Source organism: Microbispora sp. CA-102843 (genome assembly GCF_050936215.1).
Lineage (GTDB): Bacteria > Actinomycetota > Actinomycetes > Streptosporangiales > Streptosporangiaceae > Microbispora.
Map to the genome: position 1 here is coordinate 1,504,194 of NZ_JBNJNF010000001.1, position 26,549 is coordinate 1,530,742.

Annotated in this window: 25 protein-coding genes, 3 tRNA genes and 1 pseudogene; 20 read left to right on the plus strand and 9 right to left on the minus strand. The window is 70.2% G+C overall.

The window, feature by feature from the left end:
• Nucleotides 1-302 precede the first annotated feature (302 nt).
• The 4 genes from ACQEVJ_RS06950 (at nucleotide 303) to ACQEVJ_RS06965 (ending at nucleotide 4,047) form a co-directional block, all read left to right on the plus strand.
• Nucleotides 303-425, plus strand: a complete 123-nt coding sequence (locus ACQEVJ_RS06950; RefSeq protein WP_433098330.1) for a hypothetical protein — start codon at nucleotides 303-305, stop codon at nucleotides 423-425.
• Nucleotides 426-479: 54 nt separating this feature from the next.
• Complete coding sequence (locus ACQEVJ_RS06955; RefSeq protein ID WP_433098332.1) at nucleotides 480-1,688, plus strand: ROK family protein; 1,209 nt, start codon at nucleotides 480-482, stop codon at nucleotides 1,686-1,688.
• A gap of 76 nt (nucleotides 1,689-1,764) precedes the next feature.
• Nucleotides 1,765-2,811 carry a 3-isopropylmalate dehydrogenase gene (locus ACQEVJ_RS06960; protein WP_433098334.1) on the plus strand — a complete coding sequence of 349 codons (1,047 nt, stop codon included), beginning with the start codon at nucleotides 1,765-1,767 and terminating at the stop codon, nucleotides 2,809-2,811.
• Between the two features lie 144 nt (nucleotides 2,812-2,955).
• Nucleotides 2,956-4,047: a branched-chain amino acid aminotransferase gene (locus tag ACQEVJ_RS06965; RefSeq protein WP_433098336.1), complete on the plus strand. Its 1,092-nt coding sequence runs from the start codon at nucleotides 2,956-2,958 to the stop codon at nucleotides 4,045-4,047.
• Nucleotides 4,048-4,144: 97 nt separating this feature from the next.
• Here ACQEVJ_RS06965 and ACQEVJ_RS06970 read toward each other — a convergent pair whose 3' ends face one another.
• Together ACQEVJ_RS06970 and ACQEVJ_RS06975 are read right to left on the minus strand one after the other, a co-directional pair.
• On the minus strand, nucleotides 4,145-4,738 hold the full coding sequence (locus tag ACQEVJ_RS06970; protein WP_433098338.1) for a hypothetical protein: 594 nt from the start codon (nucleotides 4,736-4,738) through the stop codon (nucleotides 4,145-4,147).
• Nucleotides 4,739-4,973: 235 nt separating this feature from the next.
• Nucleotides 4,974-5,627 (minus strand): O-methyltransferase, encoded by a 654-nt coding sequence (locus ACQEVJ_RS06975; protein ID WP_433098340.1) that lies wholly within the window; start codon nucleotides 5,625-5,627, stop codon nucleotides 4,974-4,976.
• A gap of 273 nt (nucleotides 5,628-5,900) precedes the next feature.
• Here ACQEVJ_RS06975 and cimA point away from each other — a divergent pair, with 273 nt between their 5' ends.
• The 4 genes from cimA (at nucleotide 5,901) to ACQEVJ_RS06995 (ending at nucleotide 10,022) form a co-directional block, all read left to right on the plus strand.
• Complete coding sequence (cimA, locus tag ACQEVJ_RS06980; RefSeq protein WP_433098342.1) at nucleotides 5,901-7,475, plus strand: citramalate synthase; 1,575 nt, start codon at nucleotides 5,901-5,903, stop codon at nucleotides 7,473-7,475.
• A gap of 391 nt (nucleotides 7,476-7,866) precedes the next feature.
• Nucleotides 7,867-8,250 carry a group I truncated hemoglobin gene (locus ACQEVJ_RS06985; protein ID WP_433098344.1) on the plus strand — a complete coding sequence of 128 codons (384 nt, stop codon included), beginning with the start codon at nucleotides 7,867-7,869 and terminating at the stop codon, nucleotides 8,248-8,250.
• Nucleotides 8,251-9,372 (plus strand): globin domain-containing protein, encoded by a 1,122-nt coding sequence (locus tag ACQEVJ_RS06990; RefSeq protein WP_433098346.1) that lies wholly within the window; start codon nucleotides 8,251-8,253, stop codon nucleotides 9,370-9,372. It begins immediately after the preceding gene.
• The gene (locus ACQEVJ_RS06995) at nucleotides 9,369-10,022 is read left to right on the plus strand and encodes a DivIVA domain-containing protein (RefSeq protein ID WP_433098348.1); all 654 of its coding nucleotides are present in this window, start codon (nucleotides 9,369-9,371) and stop codon (nucleotides 10,020-10,022) included. Before ACQEVJ_RS06990 ends, ACQEVJ_RS06995 begins: the two co-directional genes overlap by 4 nt.
• 31 nt (nucleotides 10,023-10,053) lie before the next feature.
• Here the strand turns inward: ACQEVJ_RS06995 and ACQEVJ_RS07000 are convergent, their stop codons facing one another.
• Complete coding sequence (locus tag ACQEVJ_RS07000) at nucleotides 10,054-11,724, minus strand: heparinase II/III family protein (protein WP_433098350.1); 1,671 nt, start codon at nucleotides 11,722-11,724, stop codon at nucleotides 10,054-10,056.
• A gap of 201 nt (nucleotides 11,725-11,925) precedes the next feature.
• On the opposite strand from ACQEVJ_RS07000, the gene ACQEVJ_RS07005 reads away from it, so the two are divergent.
• Nucleotides 11,926-12,525, plus strand: coding sequence for an HD domain-containing protein (locus ACQEVJ_RS07005; protein WP_433098352.1), 600 nt, complete (start codon nucleotides 11,926-11,928; stop codon nucleotides 12,523-12,525).
• Nucleotides 12,526-12,596: 71 nt separating this feature from the next.
• Here the strand turns inward: ACQEVJ_RS07005 and ACQEVJ_RS07010 are convergent, their stop codons facing one another.
• A complete protein-coding gene (locus ACQEVJ_RS07010; protein ID WP_433098354.1) occupies nucleotides 12,597-12,977 on the minus strand; it encodes an antibiotic biosynthesis monooxygenase family protein in 381 nt (126 codons plus the stop codon).
• Nucleotides 12,978-13,062: 85 nt separating this feature from the next.
• Here ACQEVJ_RS07010 and ACQEVJ_RS07015 point away from each other — a divergent pair, with 85 nt between their 5' ends.
• A complete protein-coding gene (locus tag ACQEVJ_RS07015; protein WP_433098356.1) occupies nucleotides 13,063-13,833 on the plus strand; it encodes a fumarylacetoacetate hydrolase family protein in 771 nt (256 codons plus the stop codon).
• Nucleotides 13,834-13,861: 28 nt separating this feature from the next.
• The gene (gltX, locus tag ACQEVJ_RS07020) at nucleotides 13,862-15,190 is read left to right on the plus strand and encodes a glutamate--tRNA ligase (protein WP_433112606.1); all 1,329 of its coding nucleotides are present in this window, start codon (nucleotides 13,862-13,864) and stop codon (nucleotides 15,188-15,190) included.
• On the opposite strand, the gene ACQEVJ_RS07025 is transcribed toward gltX, so the two are convergent.
• Complete coding sequence (locus ACQEVJ_RS07025) at nucleotides 15,087-16,424, minus strand: MATE family efflux transporter (RefSeq protein WP_433098358.1); 1,338 nt, start codon at nucleotides 16,422-16,424, stop codon at nucleotides 15,087-15,089. The two genes, gltX and ACQEVJ_RS07025, sit on opposite strands and share 104 nt — an antisense overlap.
• Before the next feature lie 55 nt (nucleotides 16,425-16,479).
• Here ACQEVJ_RS07025 and ACQEVJ_RS07030 point away from each other — a divergent pair, with 55 nt between their 5' ends.
• Complete coding sequence (locus ACQEVJ_RS07030; RefSeq protein WP_433098360.1) at nucleotides 16,480-17,019, plus strand: PadR family transcriptional regulator; 540 nt, start codon at nucleotides 16,480-16,482, stop codon at nucleotides 17,017-17,019.
• Between the two features lie 3 nt (nucleotides 17,020-17,022).
• Here ACQEVJ_RS07030 and ACQEVJ_RS07035 read toward each other — a convergent pair whose 3' ends face one another.
• Complete coding sequence (locus ACQEVJ_RS07035; protein WP_433098362.1) at nucleotides 17,023-19,017, minus strand: M3 family metallopeptidase; 1,995 nt, start codon at nucleotides 19,015-19,017, stop codon at nucleotides 17,023-17,025.
• A gap of 251 nt (nucleotides 19,018-19,268) precedes the next feature.
• Here ACQEVJ_RS07035 and ACQEVJ_RS07040 point away from each other — a divergent pair.
• The 4 genes and pseudogenes from ACQEVJ_RS07040 to ACQEVJ_RS07055 form a co-directional block, all read left to right on the plus strand.
• Nucleotides 19,269-19,340 (plus strand) — tRNA-Gln (locus ACQEVJ_RS07040).
• A gap of 43 nt (nucleotides 19,341-19,383) precedes the next feature.
• Nucleotides 19,384-19,456: transfer RNA gene (locus tag ACQEVJ_RS07045), tRNA-Glu, on the plus strand.
• 13 nt (nucleotides 19,457-19,469) lie between these two features.
• Nucleotides 19,470-19,542: transfer RNA gene (locus tag ACQEVJ_RS07050), tRNA-Glu, on the plus strand.
• Between the two features lie 510 nt (nucleotides 19,543-20,052).
• Nucleotides 20,053-20,430 (plus strand): annotated as a pseudogene (locus tag ACQEVJ_RS07055) (ester cyclase); the annotation flags it as partial.
• Here ACQEVJ_RS07055 and ACQEVJ_RS07060 read toward each other — a convergent pair.
• From ACQEVJ_RS07060 to ACQEVJ_RS07070, 3 genes are all read right to left on the minus strand, one after another.
• A complete protein-coding gene (locus ACQEVJ_RS07060; protein ID WP_433098364.1) occupies nucleotides 20,427-21,149 on the minus strand; it encodes an MgtC/SapB family protein in 723 nt (240 codons plus the stop codon). The pseudogene ACQEVJ_RS07055 and the gene ACQEVJ_RS07060 overlap by 4 nt on opposite strands.
• 104 nt (nucleotides 21,150-21,253) lie before the next feature.
• Nucleotides 21,254-22,957: a hypothetical protein gene (locus tag ACQEVJ_RS07065; protein ID WP_433098366.1), complete on the minus strand. Its 1,704-nt coding sequence runs from the start codon at nucleotides 22,955-22,957 to the stop codon at nucleotides 21,254-21,256.
• Between the two features lie 37 nt (nucleotides 22,958-22,994).
• Nucleotides 22,995-23,711, minus strand: a complete 717-nt coding sequence (locus tag ACQEVJ_RS07070) for an IclR family transcriptional regulator (RefSeq protein WP_079312748.1) — start codon at nucleotides 23,709-23,711, stop codon at nucleotides 22,995-22,997.
• A gap of 139 nt (nucleotides 23,712-23,850) precedes the next feature.
• On the opposite strand from ACQEVJ_RS07070, the gene leuC reads away from it, so the two are divergent.
• The 4 genes from leuC to ACQEVJ_RS07090 are packed head-to-tail and all read left to right on the plus strand — an operon-like array spanning nucleotide 23,851 to nucleotide 26,444.
• On the plus strand, nucleotides 23,851-25,236 hold the full coding sequence (leuC, locus tag ACQEVJ_RS07075; protein WP_433098369.1) for a 3-isopropylmalate dehydratase large subunit: 1,386 nt from the start codon (nucleotides 23,851-23,853) through the stop codon (nucleotides 25,234-25,236).
• 31 nt (nucleotides 25,237-25,267) lie between these two features.
• The gene (gene leuD / locus ACQEVJ_RS07080) at nucleotides 25,268-25,855 is read left to right on the plus strand and encodes a 3-isopropylmalate dehydratase small subunit (RefSeq protein ID WP_433098371.1); all 588 of its coding nucleotides are present in this window, start codon (nucleotides 25,268-25,270) and stop codon (nucleotides 25,853-25,855) included.
• The gene (locus ACQEVJ_RS07085; protein ID WP_433098373.1) at nucleotides 25,834-26,094 is read left to right on the plus strand and encodes a hypothetical protein; all 261 of its coding nucleotides are present in this window, start codon (nucleotides 25,834-25,836) and stop codon (nucleotides 26,092-26,094) included. Before leuD ends, ACQEVJ_RS07085 begins: the two co-directional genes overlap by 22 nt.
• Nucleotides 26,095-26,147: 53 nt before the next feature.
• Nucleotides 26,148-26,444, plus strand: coding sequence for an HU family DNA-binding protein (locus ACQEVJ_RS07090; RefSeq protein ID WP_142562214.1), 297 nt, complete (start codon nucleotides 26,148-26,150; stop codon nucleotides 26,442-26,444).
• Nucleotides 26,445-26,549 lie beyond the last annotated feature (105 nt).

The window sequence follows — 26,549 nt, forward strand, 5'->3', positions numbered from 1 at the left end:
TCAGCTCATCGAACGGCCCGGCGCCCCGCGCGCCGGGCCGTTCGCGTTTTCCCGTCCCGTGGACCACGTCTCACGAAGTGAGATACTAGGTCGTCCTACGAGATTGTGGGGTACTCTTGCGATGACGAGGCGCCCCGCACTTCTACCTGCCGCGACGGGGCCTGATCAGGGCAGGCCGGCCCGTCGCGGAGCGCCGCGCCGCCGGCCTTCGGCTCGCCCGTGACGCGTGACCCGCGTTCCATCGGCGGCCGACGTTCCGGATCCGCGACAGGCGGATCCGTTCTCAGCATTCCTCCGTCGAAGTGAGAATCGCCATGTACGACATGTATCCCTGGGGTCGTTCCGAGGACGTTGAGGACGAGGCGGCCGCGGCCCTGCAGATCGCGCTCGACCGCCGCGACAACGGGGGCGTACCGCAGCGCTGACCCGGCCGCGGTCGGCGGGACCGGCCACCCTCCGGATGTGCCAATCTTGAGTGCGTGGTGAGCATCGGCGGTGGGGCCGCGAACACGACCAGCCTGCTCCGGCTGATCAACCAACGGGCCGTGTTCACCGAGATCTTCCGTCTCGGCAAGGCCTCGCGCCCCGAGCTCGCCCAGGTGACCGGGCTGTCGAAGCCGACGATCTCGATGGCGCTGGCCGACCTGGAGCGTGCCAGGCTCGTCCGCCCGGTCGGGCTGCGCACCGGCGGAGCCGGCCGCGCCGCGCTGCTCTACGAGATCAGGCCGGAGGCGGGCTGGGTGCTCGCCGCCGACATCGGCCGCACCACCGTGCGGCTCGCCCTCGCCGACCTGGTGGGCGACGTCGTCGTCCGCAGGCAGGAGCCCGCGTGGGCGCGGTCGTACGACGGGCTGCTGGAGCAACTGACGCGGTTGGCGGCCGAGGTCGCCGCCGAGGCCGGCCTGGAGCCCGGTGACATCACCGTCACCGTGTTCGGCGCCCCGGGAATCCACGACAAGGAGAGCGGGGCGCTCCGGCTCGCGCCGAACCTGCCCGGCTGGGAACGTCCCGGCGCGGTGGACGCGCTGGCCGGCGTGACGGGCTCGCCGTACACGGTGGAGAACGACGTCGACCTCGCGGCGGTGGGGGAGGGCGCCTACGGCCTGGGCAAGGGGGTCTCCGACTTCGTCCTCATGTCCATCGGGACGGGCGTCGGCATGGGTGTGGTCATCGACGGCGGTCTCTACCGGGGCGCCCGGGGAGCGGCCGGCGGGATCTCCTACCTGCCGGTGGGCCTGCCGGCGGGCGAGGACGGGCCGGGTCTGGGCCGGGGGCGTGGCATGTTCGAGTCGGTCGCCTCGGCGGACGGCGTGGTCGCGGCCGCGGCCCGCCTCGGCATCACGGCGGTCACGGCCAAGGAGGTCTTCGACGCCGCACGCAGCGGCGACCCGGTCGCGTGCACGGTGGTGGCCGCCGAGGCCGGCCTCGTCGCCCGCGCCCTCGCCGGGGTGATCGCCGTGCTCGATCCCGAGCTGGTCGTGCTCGGCGGCGGTATCGGCGCACAGGCAGGCGACCTGCTCGCCGGTCCGGTGGCGGAGCGGCTGGAGACGCTGGTGGCCCTCACGCCGCCGCGGATCGAGGTGTCCACGCTCGGGCCGGACGCCGTGATCCTCGGGGCGCTGGCGGTCGGGCTGTCCACGGCGCGCGACCTCGTCTTCGAGCGCGCCGTCGCGGCGGGACCCGCCTGACGGGCGCGTATGCCCGGCAATGGACCGAATGGTGAGATCGTGTTTCGATCTCCGAGACAACCGGTAAGGTACACGCATGGAGTCGAGCAACATCCGCCTGGCAGTGATCCCTGGTGACGGTATCGGCACCGAGGTCGTCACCGAAGGCCTCAAGGTCCTCAACGCCGCGGGCGTCAAGTCCGAGACCACCGAATATGATCTCGGTGCCAAGCGCTACCACGCGACCGGGCAGACGCTTCCCGATGAGGTGCTCGACGAGCTGCGCGGCTACGACGCCATCCTGCTGGGCGCCGTCGGCGACCCGAGCGTGCCGCCCGGCGTCCTGGAGCGCGAGCTGCTGCTGCGTCTGCGCTTCGAGCTCGACCACTACGTGAACCTCCGCCCGGTCAAGCTGTTCCCCGGCGTGACGACCCCGCTCGGACAGGCCCGCCCCGAGGACATCGACATGATCGTCGTCCGCGAGGGCACCGAGGGCCCGTACGCCGGCGCCGGTGGCGTGATGCGCCGCGGAACGCCGCAGGAGATCGCCACCCAGGAGTCCCTGAACACGGCCTACGGCGTCGAGCGCGTCGTGCGCTACGCCTTCGAGAAGGCACTGGCCCGGCCGCGCCGCAAGCTGACCCTGGTCCACAAGACCAACGTGCTGACGTACGCGGGCGACCTGTGGGCGCGCACCGTCGACCGGCTCAGCCTGGAGTTCCCCGAGGTCGAGACCGACTACTGCCACGTCGACGCGGCCTCCATGTTCTTCATCACGCAGCCGCAGCGGTTCGACGTGATCGTCACCGACAACCTGTTCGGCGACATCCTGACCGACATCGGCGCGGCGGTCGCGGGCGGCATCGGCCTGGCGGCCAGCGGCAACGTCAACCCGGCCCGTACGGCGCCGTCCATGTTCGAGCCCGTCCACGGCAGCGCGCCCGACATCGCGGGCCAGGGCAAGGCCGACCCGACCGCCACGATCCTTTCGGTCGCCATGCTCCTCGACCACCTCGGCCACGCCGAGGCCTCGGCCCGCGTCGAGCAGGCCGTGGCCGACGACCTGATCGAGCGTCAGAGCGCGTGGACGGCGCGCTCCACCCGCGAGATCGGCGACGACATCGTCGCCCGAGTAGCCGGCTGATCCCGGCCGCTCATCCCGACATCATGCGCATGGCGGCCCGGTATGGGCCGCCATGCGCTTTTTCATACCTGCCAAATGCCCTAGTTTTCCCTTAGCCGACTCGTCGCACAATTACTACGACGACGAAGAGAGAAGGACCTCGCCATGACCACCCACCTCAGGTTCGACGTGCAGCTCAACCCGCAGGCCCGCAGTGCGGCCGAGCGTGAGCAGGTGCTGGCGAGCCCCGGCTTCGGCCAGGTCTTCACGGACCACATGATCTCCATCGACTGGACCGAGGGGGAGGGCTGGCACGACGCGAAGCTTCAGCCGTACGGCCCGCTCGTCCTCGACCCCGCCACGTCGGTGTTCCACTACGCCCAGGAGCTGTTCGAGGGGCTCAAGGCGTACCGGCAGTCGAACGGCTCGATCGTCGCCTTCCGGCCGTACGCGAACGCGGCGCGGTTCAACCAGTCGGCGCTGCGGATGGCGATGCCGGAGGTGCCCGAGGAGACGTTCGTCGAGTCGCTCGAACTCCTCGTGCAGACCGATCGCGACTGGGTGCCGACCACCGACGGCCACAGCCTCTACCTCCGCCCCTTCATGATCGCCACGCAGCCCGCCCTCGGGGTGAACCACCCCTCGCGGAGCTACAAGTACATGGTGATCGCCTCGCCCGCCGCGTCGTACTTCACCGGCGGCCTCAAGCCGGTCTCGGTCTGGCTGTCCACCGAGTACACCCGTGCGGCGCCCGGCGGCACCGGGTTCGCCAAGTGCGGCGGCAACTACGCGGCGGCGTTCGTGGCGCAGCGGCAGGCCGTGGAGGAGGGCTGCGACCAGGTCGTCTGGCTCGACGCCTTCGAGCACCGGTGGGTCGAGGAGATGGGCGGGATGAACCTGTTCTTCGTCTTCGGCGACCGCCTCGTCACCCCGGCGCTCACCGGGACGCTGCTGCCCGGCATCACCCGTGACTCGATCCTCAGCCTGGCCGGCGAGCTGGGCTACACGGTCGAGGAGGGCAAGATCTCCATCGAGGATTGGCAGGCGGGCTGCGAGTCCGGCGAGCTCACCGAGGTCTTCGCCTGCGGCACCGCCGCCGTCGTCACCCCCGTCGGCTCGGTCAAGGGCATCGACCGGAGCTGGACCGTCGGCGACGGCACTCCGGGGCCGGTCACGATGAAGATCCGCGAGGAGCTCGTGGGCATCCAGTACGGCAGCCGCCCCGACGCCCACAACTGGATCCACAAGATCTGCTGACGGCCGCGGCGCCGTTCCGGTCCGGCGAGGCACGTACGGCGAGCCGGTGTGGTCTCCGGAAAGGCGTGCCTCCGGGCCTGGTTCATGACGGGTGCGGTCAGCCGGACGCGCCTGGGCAGGCCGTGCCCTTCACGAGGACGGACAGCGACAGCAGCCCTTGGAACAGGCCGGTGCACCCGCAGGCGCCCGCGCCGTCTTTGCCGTCGGCCCTGCTGTCGATCCTGAACAGGGGCCGCGGGGCCGGGCACGGCGCCGGCTCCGCCGGGGCGGTGAGCGGGGTCGCGACGGGAGACGGCGTGGGCGTCGCGGTCACCGTGACGGTGACCGTAGGCACCGGAGTGGGCTTGGCGGCGGGCGCGGGCGCCGGGCTTACGGTCACCCGCGGGCCGGCGATGGTCACGTGCTGGGTGATGTTGCAGACCTGGGCGCGCCGGCACAGCGCGTTCTGCACGTTCGAGGAGCCGCCGGCGGTGTTGGTGGACGTGTGCTGGTAGCCGCGGTTGCGCGTGGCGCCGGCCACCGACAGCTTGTCCCCGGGCCGGTCCCGCGGGTCCTTCCCCTGGGTGGTCTCGACGTTGCGCACCGCGCGATCGGCGCGGCCGTGCCCGTTGTCGGCGGCGGCCCCGAGCGGGGCGACACCGGCGATGAACGCGGTCGAAGCCGAAGTGCCGGCGAGAAGCAGACCGGCCATCCTGCCGGTGAGAAACGCCCCGCCGCCGCGCCGACAAGTCATTCGTCGCTCCCTGTTCGGATCAGACGCCTGGTCGCATCAGACGCTGCGTGATAAAGACGAGCCCTGGGCAAAGCGATCCGCCAATGCGAACCGCTTCGCGAGCGTACTCACCGAGGGGGCGCCGATCATGTGTCCCGCGCCTCTATGGCGGGTTATTACGCCATCATTGCCATACGTCCATCCGATCTCGGGTTCAGCTCTTCCTGACGAGGGTGAGGCCGTCGGCGATGGTCAGGAGCACGCTCGTCACCCGGGAGTCGCGTGTGACGAGGTCGTTGAACTCCCGCATCGCGGGCACGTTGCCCCCGGCGGCGGGATCGGTGATGTCGCCGTGCTGGAGCGTGTTGTCCACGGCGATCAGGCCGCCGGACTTCAGCCGGGCCAGGATCTCCTCGTAGTAGACCGGGTAGCCCGCCTTGTCGGCGTCGATGAAGGCGAAGTCGAAGCTCTCGCCCGGTGGCATGGCCCGCAGCGTGTCCGCGGCCGGGCCGAGGCGCAGGTCGATGCGGTCGTCGAGGCCCGCCTTCTCCCAGTAACGGCGGGCCACCGCCGTCCACTCCTCGCTCACGTCGCAGGCGATCAGACGCCCGCCGGCGGGCAGGCCCCTGGCGATGCAGATCGACGAATAGCCGGTGAAGGTCCCGACCTCGACCGCCCTCCGGGCGCCGCTGAGCCGGACCAGCATGGTGAGCAGGGTGCCCTGCTCCGGCGCGATCTGCATGCTGATCCGGTCGCCCACCAGCCGGTAGGTCTCCTCGGCCAGGTCGGCGAGCAGGTCGTCGGGCGGGCTCGTGTGCGCCGCGGCGTACGCGGCGACGGCCGGTTCGATGAAATTGGCAGCCTTCATGGTCGCCACACTAGATCGTCGAGGCTCTGACCTGCGTGAACACTCTCTGATATCTCGTACTATGAGATCGATGTGCCAGAGGGTGACCGGCTGTGGCAAACTGCTCAGCACCATGTACTACGGTCTGCTCATTATCGGCAGGCGCGCCGGCTGAAGGACATCGCCGGCGCGCAGACCTCTCACGTCCGTGAGAGGTCTTTTTGTTTGGGCGGCCTTCTCGGTTGGGGCCGATAAGCGCGCGGCGAGACGTAACCCCGCGAAGGAGACACAGAGATGGCCGACGATCGTTTCCACGTGTACGACACGACGCTCCGCGACGGCGCCCAGCAGGAGGGGCTGAACCTCACGGTCGCCGACAAGCTGGCCATCGCACGTCACCTGGACGGCCTCGGCGTCGGCTTCATCGAGGGCGGCTGGCCGGGTGCGAACCCCAAGGACACTGAGTTCTTCCGGCGGGCTCAGACCGAGCTCGACCTGAAGCACGCGCAGCTCGCCGCGTTCGGCGCGACCCGCCGGGCGGGCGTGAAGGCCGCCGACGACCCTCTGGTGGCCGCGCTGCGCGAATCCGGCGCGCCGATCGTGACGCTCGTGGCCAAGAGCCACGACCGCCACGTGGAACTGGCCCTCCGCACCACTCTGGAGGAGAACCTCGCGATGATCCGCGACACGGTCTCCCACCTGACCGCGGAGGGCCAGCGCGTCTTCCTCGACGCCGAGCACTTCTTCGACGGCTACCGCTCCAACCCCGCGTACGCGCTAGAGGTGCTGCGCACGGCCGCGGAGGCCGGGGCGTCGGTGGTCGCGCTGTGCGACACCAACGGCGGCATGCTCCCCGACGAGCTGGCCGACGTGGTGCACGAGGCGGCCGGCACCGGGGCCCGCATCGGCATCCACTGCCACGACGACACCGGCTGCGCGGTCGCCAACACGCTGGCCGCGGTCAAGGCGGGCGCCACGCACGTGCAGGGCTGCGCCAACGGCTACGGCGAGCGCTCCGGCAACGCCAACCTGTTCACGGTGGTGGCGAACCTCCAGCTCAAGCGGGGATTCGATCTCGTGCCGCCGCAGTCGCTGCGCGAGATGACCCGCATCGCCCACGCGATCACCGAGGTCACCAACGTCACGCCGAACTCCCACCAGCCGTACGTCGGGACGTCGGCCTTCGCGCACAAGGCGGGCCTGCACGCGTCGGCGATCAAGGTGGACCCGAACCTCTACCAGCACATCGACCCCGCCGAGGTCGGCAACGACATGCGCATGCTGGTCTCCGACATGGCCGGCCGCGCCTCGGTCGAGCTGAAGGGCCGCGAGCTGGGCTACGAGCTCACCGGCGAGCAGTCCAGGCGGCTGGTCGAGCGGGTCAAGGATCTGGAGGCCAGGGGGCACACGTTCGAGGCCGCCGACGCGTCGTTCGAGCTGCTGCTGCGCGACACGGTCGACGGCGAGCAGCGGCGTTACTTCACCGTCGAGTCGTGGCGGGTGATCGTCGAGCGCCGCCCCGGCGGCGACGTGGTCAGCGAGGCGACCGTCAAGCTCCACGCGAAGGGCGAGCGGATCATCGCGACCGGCGAGGGGAACGGCCCGGTCAACGCGCTCGACAGGGCGGTGCGGCTGGCGCTGGAGAAGCTCTACCCCGAGCTGGCCGGGGTCGAGCTGATCGACTTCAAGGTCCGCATCCTGGAGGGCACCCACGGCACGGACGCGGTGACCCGGGTGCTGATCACCTCGAGCGACGCGACCGGCGAGTGGGCTACGGTCGGGGTGGGCGAGAACGTCATCGAGGCGTCCTGGCAGGCCCTGGAGCAGGCGGTGACGTACGGCCTGCTGCGGGCGGGCCACAGCGCCTGACCGGCAGGCGAGCCCTCTCACGGGGCCGGTACGAGTGGTGCTCACGTTGCGCGCGTGGCTGCTGTGGTTTTAGTGACATTTAGTCTAGTTGGTGCTTAGATAGGCGAAGCCCTGAGGCGGTCTTCGCCACGATCGGCGACCCCGGCCGCGGTTCCAGCCTCAGCGCCCCGCTCTGGCTCAACGGAGGGTGAAGGCAAGAAGTACCTGTGCACTGAACCCCGTGCTGTCGCGGCGCCTGCCGTCGGCTTCTGATCTTTCTATCGGAGGCGACCGGTGCCGCGGGAGCCGAGCGACCGTTTGTCACCATGACCAGCCGCGTGACTGCGCCGAGTTCGAAAACTTTCGGCCCGTAGTCATCCCCCTCGCTGGTGCACCCGGAATGGGAGGGTCTGTGATCACCTCGCCGTCATATTACGATCAGATCGGCGGCGCGCCGGTCGTGCGCGACGTCGTCGAGCACTTCTACGAGCGCGTGCTCGGCGACGACGATCTGAAGCCGTACTTCACCGGTATCGACATGCCCAGGCTGAAGCGGCACATGGTCATGCTGCTGTGCTCGGTCCTGGGCGGCCCCGAGCCGTACGAGGGCCGTGACCTGGGTGAGGCCCACGCCGGCATGGGCATCACGTCGGAGCACTACGACAAGGTGGGCGAGCACCTCTTCGCGGTCCTGCAGGCCGGCGGCGTCGGCGAGGACATCCTGCGCGACGTCGGCCTCGTCCTCGGCAAGGTGAAGTCGTCCATCGTCGCCGAGCCCGCGGAAACGGCCGACTGAGTGGATACGCAGGCTCTCAAGGACAGCTGGCACCTCGTCTCCCGATCGGGCGACCAGGTGCCGCTGTACTTCTATTCAGTTCTTTTCCTGATGAACCCGGACGTGCGAGACATGTTCCCGGTGTCGATGGCGCGCCAGCGTGACAAGCTCGTGGCCGCGCTGGGAAAAGTCATCAGCAACGTCGACCGGATCGAGGAAGTCGTCCCGGTCCTGCAGCAGCTCGGCCGCGACCACCGCAAGTTCGCGGTGACCGCGACGCACTACCCCGCCGTCGGTCAGGCGCTGCTCGCCACGCTCGAGCACTTCCTGGGCGACCGGTGGACTCCTCAGCTCGCGCACGACTGGACGCAGGCGTACAACCTGGTCGCCCAGGTGATGGTGGAGGCCGCCAACGACGCGTCGAAGACCTCCCCGCCCTGGTGGGAGGCCGAGATCGTCAGCCACGAGATGCGCACCCTCGGCATCGCCGTCATCCGCGCCCGGCTGAACTACCAGTACCCCTTCCGTCCCGGCCAGTCGGCGTCGATCTCCTACGCCATGCGCCCGCGCGTCTGGCGGTTCTACTCGTTCGCCAACGCGCCGCGCCAGGACAACACCGTCGACCTGCACGTACGCATGGTCGACGGCGGCGTGCTCAGCTCCGCGCTCGTCATGGGCGCGCGGCGGGGCGACATGCTGCGCGTGGGCGCGGCGGTGGGGGAGCGGCTGACGCTGTCCCCGGACGTCCAGGGCGACCTGCTCATGATCGCGGGCGGGACCGGCCTCGCGCCGCTCAAGGCGATCGTGGAGCAGATCGCCTACGAGGGCCCGACGCGCAGGGTGGACCTCGTCTTCGGCGCCCGGAACACCAGGGAACTGTACGACTACGAGGCGATGGCCAAGATGGCCGCCGAGCACCCCTGGCTCAACGTCGTGCCGGTCGTCTCCCACGACCCCTTCTACCGGGGCACCCGCGGCTACGCCGTGGACGTCGCGCTGCAGGGATGGCGTGGCCAGCACGTCTACGTCTGCGGCTCGGAGGAGATGGCGCAGGCGACCGTCGGACGGCTGCTTGACGCCGGCGTGCCGACCGAGCAGATCCACTTCGACGAGTTCACGAGCGACAAAGGTCGGGAGTCATGACGGCGGAGATGCCTTGGGGAAGCCCGGCGGGCGAGCGCCAGCCCCTCACCCCGGATCGGGTACGCAAGCAGGAGTTCACGCGCACATCGCTCGGGCGCCGCGGCTACAGCGAGGACGAGGTGCGCACGTTCCTCTACCGCGTCGCGGAGGACATGGCGGCCAGCGACAAGGAGAAGGCGGACCTGCGGGCGTACATCGACCGCATGAAGCAGTGGTACAAGGAACACGGCATGAACCCGGAACAGGCCGCCGCGTCCCAGACCCTGAACGTCGACGCCATCAACATCCTGTCCCGCGCCCAGCAGACCGCCGACGCGCAGATCGCTGAGGCGGAGGACTACGCGCGGCGCATCGTGAGCCAGGCCCGCCAGCAGTACGAGGAACTCCTGACGGAGGCGCAGCGGCAGGCGGAGGAGGCCGCCAACCAGGCGGTCGGCGCCTACCGTGCCTCGGGCGACGGGCTGCAGAGCGCCGAGGCCGAGGAGCTGGAGCGCCGGATCGCCTACCTGCGTACGTTCGCTGACGTCACGCAGGTGCAGTTGCGGGCGGTCCTGGAGGGACTGGCCCACGAGGTCGACAAGCTCGGCCACGTGCCGGACCAGACCAACCAGTTGGCGGGCGGCTTCTCGTCACCGTCTGTGTACGGATAACCGCCCGCCACCCTCCTGTCGGGGGAGGAGGCTACGACAGCGTGCCGGAAGAACTCACGCGCAGCGTGACCGAACCGGCCGGGGTGTGAACGATCAGAGTGCGTCCTGAGCAGCTGACCTCCGGCCGGTCGGTTCCGGGCACCACCACGGTCAGCAGCGACTCCGCCACGGGTGAGACGATCACGGGCGCCGGCTCCTTGCGCATGTAGCCCGGCGAGATCCAGCCCTGGTAGGGCGAGGTCTCCCCGCGCACCACCCGCTGGCCGCCGACGGGCTTGCACGACGGCATCGCGAGCTGGACGATCGACGCCTTCCACCCGCCGTCGGCCACCACGACCTGCCCGCCCGAGTTGGACACGACCTTCAGCCCGGGATCGAGGTGCCACAGGTTCTGGAGCTTCCCGCCGCCGCTGTCGAGCACCGCCATCACGTCCTCGCGGTGGTTCACCAGCACCGACCGCTTGCGCGGCACGCCGTACGCCTTGTCGGTGAACGTGAACGTCTGCCGGTCCTTGCGCACGGACTTGTCCACCAGCGGGGTGGGGGTGTGCCCGCGGAACTTCCTGCCCACGAGGATCGGCACGTTGTGGGCCTCCGGGCTGAGCGTCCACCGCCGATAGGGCGTGTTCTCGTACGAGACGAAGCCCGCCTCGGTGAGGATCGAGCGGCCCTGGGCGTAGTAGGTCACGCCCATGTGGTCCTCGTGGCCGTGGAACTTCAGCGCCGGCCCGAAGCGGATCGAGTAGTAGGCCGACTTGGGGTCGTCCCAGGTGGTCCGGCCGAAGACGTACCCGGCGTTGAAGACCTGCACGGTCGAGTCGGCGTGGTCGAAGGCGGCCGGCTGGACGTCGGCGGGCCCGTCGCCGATCGGCACCATGTAGCCGTTGGGCTGGGTGGCGGCGCTGATATGCCGCGGCAGGCTCTCCCAGCGGATGGCCAGCGCCGTGGGGACCTTCATCTTGCAGTCCTTGATCGTGTCGACCGCCACCCTGAGCCGGTCGTGCACGTAGATCGCGTAGCGCGGCGCCTGCTCGCGCAGCGAGCCCTGCCCGTCGATGTCGAGCTTCATCGACTTCACCATGCGGCTCACGGCGAGGTTCTTCCACTTCGGGTTCCCGTAGCGGCAGCCGATGCGCAGCAGGCCGATGTCCTGGTCGAGCCCGTGGTTGTGGCCGAGCTCGTAGTTCTTGGGGTTCGACAGCAGCTTGGCGTGCAGGGCCAGGCTGTTCTTCAGCCAGTCGGCCTTCACGTACCTGCTCAGGCACACCAGGGCCGGGGCGCGCAGCGCGATCGGGTGCTCGGCCCAGGCGTATGTCGCGGTCGTGCGCCCGCCGTACGGGTTGTCCGCGACCCAGTCCTTGGCGATCTCCGTGGCCCGGCTGAGGTAGTCCTCCTCGCCGGTCGACTCGTAGTCGGCCACGAGCCGGCCCATCCACCGCAGCGACTGGAACACCATCTGCCAGGACCTGTTCCTGTACGGGTCCATGCGCCAGTCGACGTCCTTGCCGACCGTGATCGCGGGCATGCCGAGGAAGGACAGCTTGCCGCTCATGACGTCACCGGAGGTGGGGGTGGCGGGCAGCCAGTCCCCCTGGCACTCGGGTGTGCGGTGCGGGGCCTGTGCCTGGGCGGGCGCGGCCATGGTGAGCGCGGTCAGCGGGAGAACGGCCACCAGGGAGAGGGCTGAGAGGCGGCGGAACACGCCGGATTCCCCTTCCGAGATCGAATTGGGAGCCGCTCATGGTGTCCGGATTCTGGTGATCTGGTCAAGTCGCTCTGGTTACAACTGCACAACTGCTCACAAACAATCACAGAGGTGGATGGGTATCTCTGGCCTGAATCATGCGGGAAGTGGCCGTGCGGCCGCTCGCGCCCGGCCCGTCGGCTCTGCCAGCCTGGGGCCATGCCGGCCCCGTTCTCAGAGACGTTCCCCGAGACACCCGCGGCGGCGGCCGCGCTCGCCGTCGCGACTCGCTTCTGCCCGCCCGCGCTGCTCAACCACTCGATCAGGTCGTACCTGTGGGGCGCCGGGTACGCCCGGGCGCACGGGATCGGCTTCGACGACGAGCTGTACTACGTGTCCTCCCTGCTCCACGACATCGGGCTGACCGAGACCTTCGACAGCCACGCGGTGCCGTTCGAGGAGGCGGGGGGACGTCTCGCCTGGGTCTTCGGCATGTCCGCCGGATGGTCGCCGGAGAGGTCCGCGCGGGCCGAGGAGATCATCGTCGTCCACATGCGCGACTCCGTCGCCGCGTCCGAGGACCCGGAGTCGCACCTGCTGCAGGTGGCCACGTCGTGGGACGTGTCGGGACAACGGCCCGAGGAGTTCCCGGCGGACGTCCGGGCCGCCGTGCTCGCGCGCCATCCCCGGCTCGGGTTCGGCGCGGAGTTCCTCGCCGCCTTCGAGGAGCAGACGCGGCGCAAGCCGGGCTGCGCGGCGGCCTGCTCCGTCACGGAGGGCATCGGCGCCCGGATCGCCGCCAACCCCCTCGACGCTTGAACGGCCCCTCGGACACCTGACCGCCCCCGGCCCTGCCTGACCGGGGGCGGTCCGTCGTCAACGGGCCCGGCTCAGCCTTCCTGCTTGGGGCCCGTGCTCTCCACGACCTCGAACGACCACAGCTCGGAGTCGGACGCGGCCGGGCCGCCCTGGCCGTGCCCGTGACCATGCCCGTGTCCGTGGCCCTGGCCCTGCGCGGCGGCCTCGGCGGCGGCCTGCGCGTGCCCCGCCTGGAATGCCCGGCTCTCCTGCCAGCGCCGGAAGTCCTCCTCGCTGCGCCAGCGGGTGTAGACGAGGTATCGGTCGCTGCCCTCCACGGGCCGCAACAGCTCGAACCACTCGAACCCGTCGGCCGACTCCACCATCCCGGCCCGGTTGGCGAACCGCTTCTCCAGTTCGCGCCGCATCTCCTCGGGCACCGTCAGCACGTTGATCTTCACGACCGAAGGCACATCGACTCCCGTAGCGCTCGACAACCCACCTGGTACGTGACCACCTTACGTACGCCCGGCCGCGGGGCGGCACTAGGCTCGTGACGTGCGTATCGCGAGGTTCTCGATGGGCGACCAGGTCGCCTTCGGTGTGGTGGAAGAGGGCGGACAGGTCGTCGCCCGGATCGGCGGCCATCCCTTCCACGGGGTGGACTTCACCGGCGAGCGGTTCCCGGTGGCCGAGGTCCGTCTGGTCGCCCCCATGCTGCCCAGCAAGATCGTCGCTATCGGCAAGAACTACGCCGACCACGCCAAGGAGATGGGCGGCGAGCCGCCGGCGGAGCCGGTGGTGTTCCTCAAGCCCAACACGACCGTGATCGGGCCGTCGGAGGCGATCGCCTACCCGGGGAAGCTGTCGGAGCGGGTCGACTACGAGGGCGAACTGGCCGTGGTGATCGGCCGGCTGTGCCGTGACGTCCCCGCCGAGCGCGCGGGCGAGGTGATCTTCGGATACACCTGCGCCAACGACGTGACCGCACGCGACCTGCAGGCCAGGGACGGGCAGTGGACCAGGGCCAAGGGCTTCGACACGTTCTGCCCGCTCGGCCCCTGGATCGAGACCGAACTCGACCCGGCCGACCTGGCGATCACCACCACGCTCAACGGCGAGGTCAGGCAGAGCGCCCGCACCTCTCTCCTGCTGCACGACATCCCCGCGCTCGTCGCGTACGTGAGCGCGGTCATGACCCTGCTGCCCGGCGACGTCATCCTGACCGGCACGCCCGCCGGGGTGGGCCCGATGTCCGTGGGCGACGAGGTCGGCGTCTCCATCGAAGGAATCGGAACTCTCACTAACCGGGTGATCTCACGTGACTAGGGTGCGCTTCGCCCCTTCGCCCACCGGCATGTTCCACGTCGGCGGCGCCCGTTCGGCGCTGTTCAACTGGGCGATCGCCGAACAGTCCGGCGGCACGTTCGTGCTGCGCATCGAGGACACGGACGCGGCACGCAACCGGCCGGAATGGACCGAGGGCATCATCTCGGCCCTCGCCTGGATCGGCATCAACGGCGACTCGCCGCACTTCGAGGGGCCCTACTTCCAGTCCGCCTACGAGCAGCAGCACCGTGAGGCCGCGGCCAAGCTGCTCAAGGACGGCAAGGCCTATCACTGCACCTGCACGCGCGACGACGTGAAGGCCAGGACCGGCTCGGAGCACCAGGGCTACGACGGCCACTGCCGCGACCTCGGCCTGACCGAGGGCGCCGTGCGGTTCCGTACGCCCGACGAGGGCGTGACGGTCGTGGACGACAAGGTCCGCGGGCGGGTGGAGTTCCCCAACTCGGCCATGGAGGACTTCGTCATCGTCCGCGGGGACGGCTCGCCGCTGTTCATCCTCGCCAACGTGGTGGACGACATGGAGATGCGGATCGACCATGTCGTACGGGCCGAGGAGCACCTGTCGAACACGCCCAAGCAGCAGCTTCTGTGGAAGGCGCTCGGCGCGGAGCCGCCGGTCTGGGCGCACGTACCGGTGATCGTCAACGAGAAGCGGCAGAAGCTGTCCAAGCGCCGCGACAAGGTCGCCCTGGAGTCCTACCGCGACGAGGGCTACCTCGCCGAGGCGATGGTCAACTACCTCATGCTGCTCGGCTGGGGGCCCGGCGACGACCGCGAGATCATGCCGTGGTCGGAGATGATGCCGCTGTTCCGGCTGGAGGACGTGAACCAGGCGCCGGCGTTCTTCGACGAGAAGAAACTGCGGGCCTTCAACGGCGAGTACATCCGGGCGCTGCCCCGCGAGGTGTTCGTCGCCCGCTGCGAGCCGTGGCTCGACCCGTCGTGGGACCGCTCGGTGTTCGACCGCGTGGCCGACCTGGTGCAGACCCGGGTCGCCGTGCTGTCGGAGGTCACCGCCAACGTCGACTTCCTGTTCCTGGACGAGCCCGTGTTCGACCAGGCGTCCTGGGACAAGGCGATGAAGCCGGGGGCGGCCGAGATTCTGGCCGGGTACGCCGAGCGGCTGGAGACGGTGAGCTGGGACCCCGACTCGCTCAAGACCGCCCTGGAGGAGGTCGGCCTCGCCCACGGGCTCAAGCTCGGCAAGGCGCAGGCCCCCGTCCGCGTGGCGATCACCGGCCGGACCGTGGGCCTGCCGCTGTTCGAGTCGATCGAGGTGCTCGGCCGCGAGCGCTCGCTCGACCGAGTGCGCGCGGCCCTCGCCAGGCCGGCCTGAGCAGGACGAGCGACAGCGCGGCGCCGGCGGCCATCGCCAGCCAGACCCCCGTGGTTCCCATCCGGGAGCCGAGCAGGAAGGCCAGGGGCAACTGGACGGCGAAGCCCGCCAGCGTGGCCGCGAGCAGGCCGGCGCCCCGCCCGCCGGCCTGCAGGACGCCGCCGACGGCGATCAGGCCGCCGAAGGGCACGAGATAGAGCGGCATGCAGCGCAGGAACCACACGGCCTCCGCGGCCACCGCCGGGTCGGCGGTGAACGGGCCCACGGCCGCCGGGGCGAGCGCGTTCAGCACGAGCGAGGCGGCCAGTCCCGCGGCCAGGCCGTACCGCAACACGGCGACGGCGTCATCACGCCGTGAAGACGGGCCCTCCGCCTCGCCGGCGCGCGAGGTGCGGATCATCGCCGCCTGGCGGAGGGCGTAGAAGGACATCACCCCGGCCATCATGATCTTCAAGCCGATGCCGTACCCGGCGAGCGCGGCCACGCCCTGCCGGCCGACGATGCCGGCCAGCGCCATGCCCACCAGGGCGCGGGCGAGGAAGTCGCCGGACATGGGCAGCCCCGTACGCAGGATCGCCACCGCGTCCGCGCGGTTCGCCGGGACCTTCTCCGTCCCCCTCCTCATGGGCAGCCGCCGGGCGAGCAGGAGGCCGGACACGGCCAGTGTGGCCAGGCGGGCCGCCACGGTGGCCAGCGCGGCTCCCCGCACGCCCATGCCGAGCCCGTAGATCAGCAGCGGGTCCAGGCCGATCACCAGGGCGTTGCACAGCAGGGCGGTCCGCATCGGCGTCCGGGTGTCGCCGAGGCCCTTGAAGATCCCGTCGACGAGGTTCTGGGCGAAGAAGACGGGAATCCCGGCGAACGCCACCGCGTAGTAGCCCGCGGCCAGCCCCACCGTGACGGGATCGTCGGTGAACAGCCGGGCCACCGGCTCGCGCAGCAGCACGCCGGGCACCGCCACGGCCAGGGCGAAGACGCCCAGGAGCAGCCAGGCCGTACGGATGACCGGAGCCAGCGGGGCGCGGCCGTCCCGCCGTCCGATCAGGACCGTCGTGCCCGTCCCGACACACAGGATCACACCGAGGGCCAGGTTCTCGGTCGTGGTGGCGACCGTGACCGCGGCGACGGCTTCGCTGCCGAGTCCGGACACCCACAGCGTGTCGATCAGGCCGACGGCCACGACGGCCGTCAGGAGTTCGACGTAGACGGGCAGGGCGAGCCTGATCAGTCTCATGCGCATACCTCGAATCGAGCTATATCGATTAGGGGTATAACGATACGATGCTGCCGTGGCAAGCGGTGACCTGGCATTGGCGATCCTCGGTTTCCTGGACGAGGAGCCGATGCACGGATACGAGCTCAAGCAGCGGGTCGCCGGGCTGAGCGGGCACGTCCGGCCGGTCAGCGACGGCGCGCTCTACCCGGCGATCGCCCGGATGGAGGCGGCCGGCCTCCTGGAGCGGCACGAGGAGGAAGGCTCGGGCGCCGCCCGGCGCCAGGTGCTCTCGATCACCGCGCGGGGCCGGGAGGAACTGCTCAGGCGGCTGCGTGAGCCGTCGGACGTCGAGATCAGCGACCAGGCGAGGTTCTTCACGTTGCTGGCGTTCCTGTCCCGGCTCCCCGACGCCGAGGACCAGGTGAGGGTGCTGCGCCGGCGACTGGCCTTCCTGGAGACGCCGGCGAGCTTCTTCTACCGCGGCGACAGGCCTCTCAGGGCCGAGGAGACGACCGATGCCTACCGCCGCGGGATGATGCTCGTCGCCCGGGCCGGGAGCGCCGCGGAGAAGGACTGGCTCAGGCAGGCCATCTCCGCGCTCGCCCCGTCGTGACCCCTACAGCAGCCCGCGGCGGTCCAGCAGCGGAGTGATCTCCGGGTCACGGCCGCGGAAGTCCCGGAACGCCGTCATCGAGTCGACGCTGCCGCCCCGGGACAGCAGGGCCCGGCGGAAGGTGTCGCCGTTCTCCCGGCGCAGCCCGCCGTTCTCGTTGAACCACTCGACGGTGTCGGCGTCGAGGACCTCGCTCCAGATGTAGGAGTAGTAGCCGGCGCTGTAGCCGCTCGCCCAGATGTGGGCGAAGTACATGCTGCGGTAGCGCGGCGGGACGGCCGGCAGGTCCACCCCGGCCTCCCGCAGCGCCCGCCTCTCGAATTCCTCCACGTCCTCGCCGACGTCCCCGTCGCCGTCGTACGCCGTGTGCCACGCCCAGTCGAGCAGGGTGGCGGCCAGGTACTCCAGCGTGGCGAAGCCCTGGTTGAACTTCTGCGTCTCCAGCATCCGGTCGACGAGGTCCTGCGGCATCGGCTCGCCGGTCTCGTGGTGCCTGGCGTACTCGGCCAGGATCTCCGGATGGGTCGCCCACATCTCGTTCACCTGGGAGGGGTACTCGACGAAGTCGCGCGGCACGGCCGTCCCCGAGAACCGGGGGTGGCGCACGTCGGAGAACAACCCGTGCAGCGCGTGCCCGAACTCGTGGAACATCGTGTTGACCTCGTCGAACGTCATCAGGGTCGGCTCGCCCTTGACGATGTTGAGGTTGTTGACCACCACCGGCCTGGTGCCCTCCAGACCCGACTGCTTCACCAGGCTGTTCATCCACGCCCCGCCCCGCTTGGAGGCCCTGGCGTGGAAGTCGCCGAGGAACAGGCCCAGCGGGGAGCCGTCCTCATTGCGCACCTCGAAGACCCGCACCTCGGGGTGGTAGCCGTACAGGTCGGGGCGCTCGTGGAAGGTGACGCCGTACAGGCGCGTCGCCGCGTTGAAGACGCCCTTCTCCAGCACGGTGTTCAGCTCGAAGTAGGGCCGCATGCGGCGGCTGTCGATGTCGTAGCGGGCCTTGCGCACCTTCTCGGAGTAGAACGCCCAGTCCCACGGTTGGATCGGGTGCCCGGCGATCTCCTCCAGGTCGGCCTGCTCCTTGCGGGCGTTGGCCACGGCGGGCGGCACGAGCCGGTCGAGCATCTCGGTGACCGCCCGGGTCGTGCCCGCCGTCTGGTCGGCCAGGACGTACTCCGCGTGGCTCTCGTAGCCCAGCAGCCGCGCGCGCTCCCGGCGCAGGACCGCGATCTCCTTGATCAGTTCGGCGTTCGCCGCGCCCCGCCCGACCGAGGCCCGGTGGATCCGCTCCCGCAGGGACCGGTTGGTCAGCTCGGCCAGGGTGGGCTGGCCGGTGGGCAGGACCAGTGCGATCAGGTACTTGCCGTCCAGCCCGCGCTCCCTGGCCTGGTCGGCGAGCGCCTGGATCGCGTCCTGCGACAGCCCGTCGAGTTCGGCCGCGTCCTCGACCACCACGGCCCGCTCGTTGGTGTCGGCGAGCAGGTTCTGCTGGAACGCCGTCCCCAGGGCCGAAAGCCGCTCGTTGATCTCCCTGAGCCGATCCTGGTCCTGCGGGCCCAGCGTGGCGCCCGCACGGGTGAAGTCGGTGAGGTAGCGCTTCAGCAGCCACCGCTGCTCCTCGTCGGCCGCCTCGACCGCCTGGATGCGCGCGAACAGCTTCGCGTTGAGGTGGATCGCGTCGGCGTGCTTGGCGAGCTTCGGCGTGACGTCCTTCTGGATCTCCTGGACACCGGGCGTCGTGTCGGAGGACGCCTGGTTGAAGAACACCGCGGAGACCCGTTCGAGCAGAGCGCCGGACTTCTCCAGTGCCTCGATGGTGTTCTCGAAGGTCGGAGGCTCCGGGTTCTCGGCGATCGCCTCGATCTCCGCGAGTTGCTCGGCCATGCCCTGCTCGAACGCCGGTGCGTAGTGCTCCTCCCTGATCTCCTGGAAGGGAGGCAGCCCGTAGGGCAGGGTGCTCGGGCTGAGGAAGGGGTTCGCGGCCGAGGTCATGGCTGGCGGCTCCTCACGTGGTGCTGGCGTTTGTCCCAGCCTCGCACAGGAGGACGGGGCCCTGCGCACAGGAGGATCGACACCCTCTTCGCGGGAGGATCGACGCCCTCTTCCCGGGAGGATCGGACCCTTCGCGCGGGGGATCGGATCACGAGATCGCGAGGCGCGCCGCAATCGTTTTGGTAGTGGGTCGCAAGCTGGGCTATTCTTTCGGAGTCGCAAGCGGGAGCCGCGAGGCCCCCGCAAGCAGATGGGGTATGGGGTAATTGGCAGCCCGACGGATTCTGGCTCCGTTAGTCTAGGTTCGAGTCCTGGTACCCCAGCTGGATCCCCCCAAGGGATTCTGCTGGAAACAGCGCAGTGCAAGGTCCCGTCGTCTAGTGGCCTAGGACGCCGCCCTCTCAAGGCGGTAACGGCGGTTCGAATCCGCTCGGGACTACTTCACTGCACTCGGCTCCGTCGTCTAGTGGCCTAGGACGCCGCCCTCTCAAGGCGGTAGCGCCGGTTCGAATCCGGTCGGGGCTACATCATCGAGAACCCTCGGCACCTCCCCGTGTCGGGGGTTTTCGCCGTTACGGGACGCCGCGCCCTGTCCATGGCCCGCTGCGCGGGCGTGAATCCGGTCGGGCCGCAGTCGGAAGATCCGGTCCCCGTGTCGGGGGTTTTCGCCGTTACGGGACGCCGCGCCGTGCCCATGGCCCGCTGCGCGGGCGTGAATCCGGTCGGGCCGCAGTCGGAAGATCCGGTCCCCGTGTCGGGGGTTTTCGCCGTTACGGGACGCCGCGCCGTGCCCATGGCCCGCTGCGCGGGCGCGAATCCGGTCGGGGCTACATGATCGGGAACCCTCGGCACCTCCCCGTGCCGGGGGTTTTCGCCGTTACGGGACGCCGCGCCCTGTCCATGGTCAGCGAGCTGACAGTGTGAGGGGCCCTCGAATGTCGCCGCCTACGCTGGGAAGTAACCGGAGGGGGGTGATGGACGCGGTGACACGGGCACGGGAGGTCATGGACCAGATAGGCCGTCTTTTTCGACGCCCACGACGTGGACGGGGCGATGCGGCTGTTCGATCCGAGGTGCGCGCTCGTCGGCCCCGAGGGCGCGGCGGACGGGCGTGAGGAGATCGCGTCTTACCTGACGCGGTTCTTCGCCACGTTTCCCGACTACCGCCGGTCGACCTGGCGCACGATCGACGTCGGCGACTGCGCCGTGGACGAGGTCACACTCACCGGGACGCACAAGGGCCCGCTGCTGCTGCCGGACGGCGAGGAGGCCCAGGCGACCGGGCGGCGCATCTTCGTGCGCTCCTGCGAGCTCATCACGGTCCAGGACGGACTCGTGGTCAGCTACCAGGTGTACTTCGACCAGCTGGAGCTGCTCGCGCAGCTAGGGCTCTACCCGCCGCCCGCCGCCTAGAGGTGCTGGGCGTTGGCGTCGTCGCAGGAGACGGTGAGCACGCCCTCTATCTCGGCCAGCCTGCTCGTGAGGTCCCCGACCGAGCCAGGGCCGTGGATCAGCAGGGTGACCGTGATCGTGCCGGCCTCCTGGCCCCTGCCGGGCTGCTCCAGCGACAGTTCGTCGACCACGAAACGGCGGCCCGTGCACTCGGCCAGGGCCTGCCGCAGCACGCCCCGGCCGTCCAGATACGACAGGCGCAGCCGCGACTGCGCGTGCTTGGAGCGGGGGAGCCGGGCGGCCAGCGGGGTGAGCCCCAGCATCACGACGAAGTTCCCCGCCGTGGCCAGGATGGCCAGCGGCCACAGGCCGGCTCCCGCGGCCATGCCGACTCCCGCGGTGAGCCACACGGCGGCGGCGGTGGTCAGCCCCTTGACCGCGTCGCGGCGTACGAAGATCAGCCCGCCGCCGATGAAGCCGATGCCGGAGACGATCTGGGCCGCCACCCGCGACGGATCGAGCACCACGGAGTCGCCGAGGACGTCGGAGAAGCCGTGCTTGGACACGAGCATGAACAGCGCGGCGCCGAACCCCACGAGCGTGTGGGTGCGCAGACCGGCGCTCTTCTGCCGGATCTCCCGCTCCAGTCCGATGGCCGCCGACAGCACGAGCGCGATGGCGAGGTCCACGGCCTGCTGCCACCATGCCACATGGCTCACCACGAGTGAGATCGGCGTCACGCGACCAGACTAAGTCCGCGCGCCCCGAATTGGTCACGGGTGCCGCCGTCGAAGAGACGGCGAGGGCCGGGGCGGACGCCGCCGCCCCGGCCCGAGCGACCCCGCTAGCGTCCCGACCGGGCCTTGAACAGCGCCCGCTTGGCGGCCTTGACCACCTGCTTGTCCGGGTGTGTCTCGCCGATGAGCTCCAGCAGCTCCTCGATGTGGGGGTGACGGACCTTCCAGATCACGTCGAGCAGCCCGATGAGCGTCTGCGCCGGGCCGATGTCGTGCAGGCTGGACACGAACTCCGGCCGGCCGAGCCCGGCGGAGATCGTCCACATGTCGAGGATCAGCCAGTGGGTGTCCGCCTGGGTCGGCTCCGGGGCGTCCTCGACGTCCATCTGGGTCAGGTGCGTCGCGGCGTACGGCCGCAGCGAGGGCTCCTTCAGCGCCTCCAGCCAGGCGGGTATGGCGGCCTCGCCCAGCGAGCCCACCAGGCTGGCGGCCTGGACCCGCACGAGGGCGTCCGACTCCTCCTCGGCGGCGGCCTCGAGCAGCTCGGAGGCGGCCCGCGCCGAGTCGCGCAGCGCGAGCCAGGCGGCGAACTCCTCGTCGGCCTCCTCCTCGGACATGTCGGCGCTGAACGACAACAGGTCGAGCGCGGTCATGGCGTCGATCGCGGGTCGGGCGTCGATCTCGATGTCCTCGTCGTCCAGCAGGTGGACGAGGCCCTCCGTGCCGAGTGGCGTCAAGGTCACCGCGTCGCCCTCGACGGTGACCATGCCGTAGCCGGTCAGCCAGGCGAGCGCGGAGGCGAGCGGGTCGCCGGCCGCGGCCCAGGCGTCGGCGCCCAGGTCGTCGTACTCCGCCGCGGCCTCGGCCAGCTCCTCGCGCAGCGAGGGCACCGGCCGCGTGCCGCCGGCCAGCAGCACGCGGATCAGCAGCGCGCGGGTCAGGCCGGACAGGGCCAGCGTGAGGTCGTCGTCGTCCAGTTCCGGGTCGCCGTAGTCGAGCGAGTGGAGACCGAGCATCCAGGCGTCCAGGACGTCGTCGTCGTCCTCGAAGGGCCAGGCGGAGGTGTCGGAGTCCACGCTGACCGTGTCGTCGCCGTCGGGGGCGAGGAACTCCAGGTCGATCGCGAGGTTCCACAGGTTCCAGATGTTGCGCGCGTCGGGCAGGCCGAGCGTGCGCACCGCCTCGTCCACCTCCGACTCGGTGAGCAGCGTCTCCTCGCCCACCTTGCGCCCGGTGCCGACCCACAGCGCCAGGTCGCGGGCCTGCGCGATGAGCGTCACCCGGCGGGCCGCGTCGGCCAGCTCGGTGTCGGGACGCAGCCGGATCGTGGGCAGGGCGCCGATCTCGTCGGCGAACGGCTCGAAGTCGCCGAGGCCCTCGTCGGTCTCGTCCTCGTCGAGCTCGTCCTCCTCCTCGTCCCAGTCGCGCTCGGCGATGGTGTCCTCCATCGCGTCGACGAAGTCGTCCTCGACCTCGTCCAGCTCGGCGAGCAGGGTCTCCAGGGACGCCGAGCCCGGCGAGAGCCGTCCGGTGGCCGAAAGGAACGTCAGGTAGGCCCGGACGGCGGGGACCATGCCGTCCGCGGCGGCGTCGGGGTCCTCGACCACCTGGGGCATGCGCTCCAGCAGGACCGTGCGCACGTCGCCGTGCTTCCACAGCCCGACGTCGTCTCGGGCGATCAGGCGGTGCCACAGGGCGACGGGGCCCACGAGGTCGGGGTCGCTGCCGGGTGCGTTGTCCGGCGCCCAGAGGATGAATTCTTGGAGCAGGGGACGCAGTTCAGCGGCGGCTGCCTCGATGCGGTCTGTCACCCCGCCAGCCTAGGGCTATCGGGACACCGCTCTCCAATCAGTTCGCGCGACGCATGGCTTCGGTTATCCGCTCGGCGGCGGCGACGACGGGGGCGGCGTGCATCCGGCCGGGCGTACGGGTCAGCCGCTCTATGGGACCGGACACGGAGACCGCGGCGATCACCTTGCCGCCGGCGCCGCGGATGGGCGCGGAGACGCTCGCCACGCCCTGCTCGCGCTCGCCGACGCTGTGCGCCCAGCCCCGCCTGCGTACGCTCGCGAGCGTGGCGGCGGTGAACTTGGCGCCTCGCAGGCCGCGGTGCAGCCGGTCGGGCTCCTCCCAGGCGAGCAGGATCTGCGCGGCGGACCCCGCGGTCATGGGCAGCGCGGAGCCGACCGGCACGGTGTCGCGCAGTCCGCTGGCGCGCTCGGCGGCGGCCACGCAGACCCGCTCGTCGCCCTGGCGCCGGTAGAGTTGAGCGCTCTCCCCGGTGAGGTCGCGAAGCTGGGTGAGTACCGGCCCGGCGACGGCCAGCAGCCGGTCCTCGCCCGCGGCGGTGGACAGTTCCGACAGGCGGGGTCCGAGGATGAACCGGCCCTGCGTGTCGCGGGAGACGATGCGGTGGTGCTCCAGCGCGACGGCCAGCCGGTGGGCCGTGGGCCTGGCCAGACCGGTGGCCTGGACGAGCTGTGCCAGGGAAGCGGGGCCCGCCTCCAGGGCGTTGAGTACGAGAACCGCCTTGTCGAGTACTCCGACCCCGCTAGAGTTGTCCATACACCGATACTGCCGTCTCGCCATACGAGATGCAAACGCAATGTTGGGAATCAGCAGATACAGTGTCCATATCCCGATATTTCCGTCTCATGATGAGAGACGCGGATCGGGGGTCTGAGCGCGAGGAGGCGTCACAACCATGGGTCGCACACTGGCTGAGAAAGTCTGGGAGCAGCACGTCGTTCGCCGTGCCGACGGCGAACCCGACCTGCTCTACATCGACCTGCACCTCATCCACGAGGTGACCAGCCCGCAGGCGTTCGACGGCCTGCGCATGGCCGGCCGCACCGTGCGCCGCCCCGACCTCACGATCGCCACCGAGGACCACAACGTCCCGACCGTGCTCGGACCGATCTCCGACCCGGTGTCCCGCACGCAGGTCGAGACGCTGCGCAAGAACGCCGCGGAGTTCGGCATCCGCCTGCACCCGATGGGCGACGCCGGCCAGGGCGTGGTGCACATCATCGGCCCGCAGTTCGGCCTCACCCAGCCCGGCATGACGATCGTCTGCGGTGACTCGCACACCTCGACTCACGGGGCGTTCGGCGCCATCGCGTTCGGCATCGGGACCTCCGAGGTCGAGCACGTGCTGGCCACCCAGACGCTGCCCGCCTACCGGCCCAAGACGATGGCCATCGAGGTCAAGGGCGAGCTGCCGGTCGGCGTGACCGCCAAGGACCTGATCCTCGCGATCATCGCGAAGATCGGCACCGGCGGCGGCCAGGGCTACATCGTCGAATACCGGGGCGAGGCCGTGCGCAAGCTCTCCATGGAGGGCCGCATGACCGTCTGCAACATGTCGATCGAGGCCGGCGCGCGGGCGGGCATGATCGCCCCCGACGAGACCACGTTCGAGTACCTGCGCGGCCGTCCCCACGCGCCCACCGGGGAGGCCTGGGACCGGGCCGTCGAGTACTGGAAGACGCTGCGCACCGACGACGACGCCGAGTTCGACAAGGTCGTGGAGATCGACGCCTCGGCCCTCACGCCGTTCGTCACGTGGGGCACCAACCCGGGCCAGGGCGCGCCGCTCGGCTCCGCGGTGCCGACGCCCGAGCAGTTCGCCGACCCGGTCGAGCGGGCCGCCGCCGAGCGGGCGCTGGAATACATGGGCCTGACCGCAGGCACGCCGCTGGGCGACATCCAGGTGGACACCGTCTTCGTCGGCTCCTGCACCAACGGCCGCATCGAGGACCTGCGCGCCGCCGCCGAGATCCTGCGCGGCCGCAAGGTCGTCACCCGCACGCTGATCGTCCCGGGCTCCATGGGGGTCAAGAAGGCGGCCGAGGAGGAGGGCCTGCACGAGGTCTTCAAGGCGGCCGGGGCCGAGTGGCGCGAGGCCGGCTGCTCGATGTGCCTGGGCATGAACCCCGACACCCTGAAGCCGGGCGAGCGCAGCGCCTCGACCTCCAACCGCAACTTCGAGGGCCGCCAGGGCAAGGGCGGGCGCACCCACCTGGTTTCGCCGCAGGTGGCGGCCGCGACCGCGGTGACCGGCCGGCTGACCGCCCCCGCCGACCTCTAGTCCGCCCGCCCAGTCCCAGGAAGAGATCATCATGGACGCCTTCACCACTCACACCGGCCGGGCCGTGCCGCTGCGCCGCAGCAACGTGGACACCGACCAGATCATCCCGGCGGTCTGGCTCAAGCAGGTCAGCCGTACGGGCTTCGAGAAGGGCCTGTTCGCCGCCTGGCGCGAGGACCCGTCCTTCGTGCTGAACGACCCGGCGTACGAGGGCGCGTCGATCCTGGTGTCCGGGCCGGACTTCGGCACCGGCTCCTCGCGCGAGCACGCCGTCTGGGCCCTGCAGCAGTACGGCTTCCGCGTCGTGATCGCCTCGCGCTTCGGCGACATCTTCCGCAACAACTCCACGAAGATGGGCCTGTTGCCGGTCATCCTGCCCGAGGACGTGGTCGAGCGCCTGCAGGACGCGGCCGAGGCCGACCCGAAGACGGAGATCACCGTCGACCTGGTGGAACGCCAGGTGCGCTCGGGCGATCTGGTGGCCTCGTTCGAGATCGACGACTACACCCGCTGGCGGCTGATGGAGGGCCTCGACGACATCGGGCTGACCCTGCGTCACGCGGACACCGTCGAGGAGTACGAGAATGGACGGCAGCCATGGCTGCCGACGACCGTCTGAACGATCACCAGACCGGAGATGAGCTGCTGGCGCGGCGACTGCGTGATGCGCATCGCCGCGTCAGAGCGTTAGCCTTACCACAGGAGGAGCAGGCCCGCCTGGCGCGACGGCTGCTTGCTATCTGTGACGTGGCAAAGCGGGACATAGCCCATGCGGCCGCCCGGCTGGACGCCTTCATCGCCTATCTGGACGGCACATTCGACACGCCGAGCAGGCGAAACATGCCCCCCGGTGATTGAAGTCCCGCGACCTCGTCCCCTAATTTCAAGCGCGTAAGGGGGAGGAAACCGAAATGAACAAGAAAGAACTCGTCGACGCGATCACCGATCGCGTCGGTGACAAGAAGACGGCGACCGAAGCCGTCAACGCCGTCCTCGACGCCATCCAGAGCGCTGTCGCGAGCGGGGACAAGGTCTCGATCACCGGCTTCGGCGCCTTCGAGATGGTGCACAAGCCGGCTCGTACGGCCCGCAACCCTTCCACCGGCGATCCGATCAAGGTGGAGGAGAGCTGGGCGCCCAGGTTCCGCCCCGGCGCGGACTTCAAGGAGCAGGTCAACGCGGGTGGCAAGGCTGCCAAGAAGAAGTAGCCGGCCCCACCCCGCACCAGTGGACGGCGCTCGGAGCCCCCGGGCGCCGTTCGTCGTTTCATGCCCGGTTTCGTGGCCGCACAGGGCGGTGATCCCACTCCCTGA

Excerpts from the sequence above, each read along its gene's own strand:
- ACQEVJ_RS06960 (WP_433098334.1), top strand. The coding sequence starts at position 1,765 with ATGGAGTCGAGCAACATCCGCCTGGCAGTGATCCCTGGTGACGGTATC.
- ACQEVJ_RS06965 (WP_433098336.1), top strand. The coding sequence starts at position 2,956 with ATGACCACCCACCTCAGGTTCGACGTGCAGCTCAACCCGCAGGCCCGC.
- ACQEVJ_RS06970 (WP_433098338.1), bottom strand. The coding sequence starts at position 4,738 with ATGGCCGGTCTGCTTCTCGCCGGCACTTCGGCTTCGACCGCGTTCATC.
- ACQEVJ_RS06975 (WP_433098340.1), bottom strand. The coding sequence starts at position 5,627 with ATGAAGGCTGCCAATTTCATCGAACCGGCCGTCGCCGCGTACGCCGCG.
- cimA (WP_433098342.1), top strand. The coding sequence starts at position 5,901 with ATGGCCGACGATCGTTTCCACGTGTACGACACGACGCTCCGCGACGGC.
- ACQEVJ_RS06995 (WP_433098348.1), top strand. The coding sequence starts at position 9,369 with ATGACGGCGGAGATGCCTTGGGGAAGCCCGGCGGGCGAGCGCCAGCCC.
- ACQEVJ_RS07005 (WP_433098352.1), top strand. The coding sequence starts at position 11,926 with ATGCCGGCCCCGTTCTCAGAGACGTTCCCCGAGACACCCGCGGCGGCG.
- gltX (WP_433112606.1), top strand. The coding sequence starts at position 13,862 with ATGTTCCACGTCGGCGGCGCCCGTTCGGCGCTGTTCAACTGGGCGATC.
- ACQEVJ_RS07025 (WP_433098358.1), bottom strand. The coding sequence starts at position 16,424 with ATGAGACTGATCAGGCTCGCCCTGCCCGTCTACGTCGAACTCCTGACG.
- ACQEVJ_RS07035 (WP_433098362.1), bottom strand. The coding sequence starts at position 19,017 with ATGACCTCGGCCGCGAACCCCTTCCTCAGCCCGAGCACCCTGCCCTAC.
- ACQEVJ_RS07070 (WP_079312748.1), bottom strand. The coding sequence starts at position 23,711 with ATGGACAACTCTAGCGGGGTCGGAGTACTCGACAAGGCGGTTCTCGTA.
- leuC (WP_433098369.1), top strand. The coding sequence starts at position 23,851 with ATGGGTCGCACACTGGCTGAGAAAGTCTGGGAGCAGCACGTCGTTCGC.
- leuD (WP_433098371.1), top strand. The coding sequence starts at position 25,268 with ATGGACGCCTTCACCACTCACACCGGCCGGGCCGTGCCGCTGCGCCGC.
- ACQEVJ_RS07085 (WP_433098373.1), top strand. The coding sequence starts at position 25,834 with ATGGCTGCCGACGACCGTCTGAACGATCACCAGACCGGAGATGAGCTG.
- ACQEVJ_RS07090 (WP_142562214.1), top strand. The coding sequence starts at position 26,148 with ATGAACAAGAAAGAACTCGTCGACGCGATCACCGATCGCGTCGGTGAC.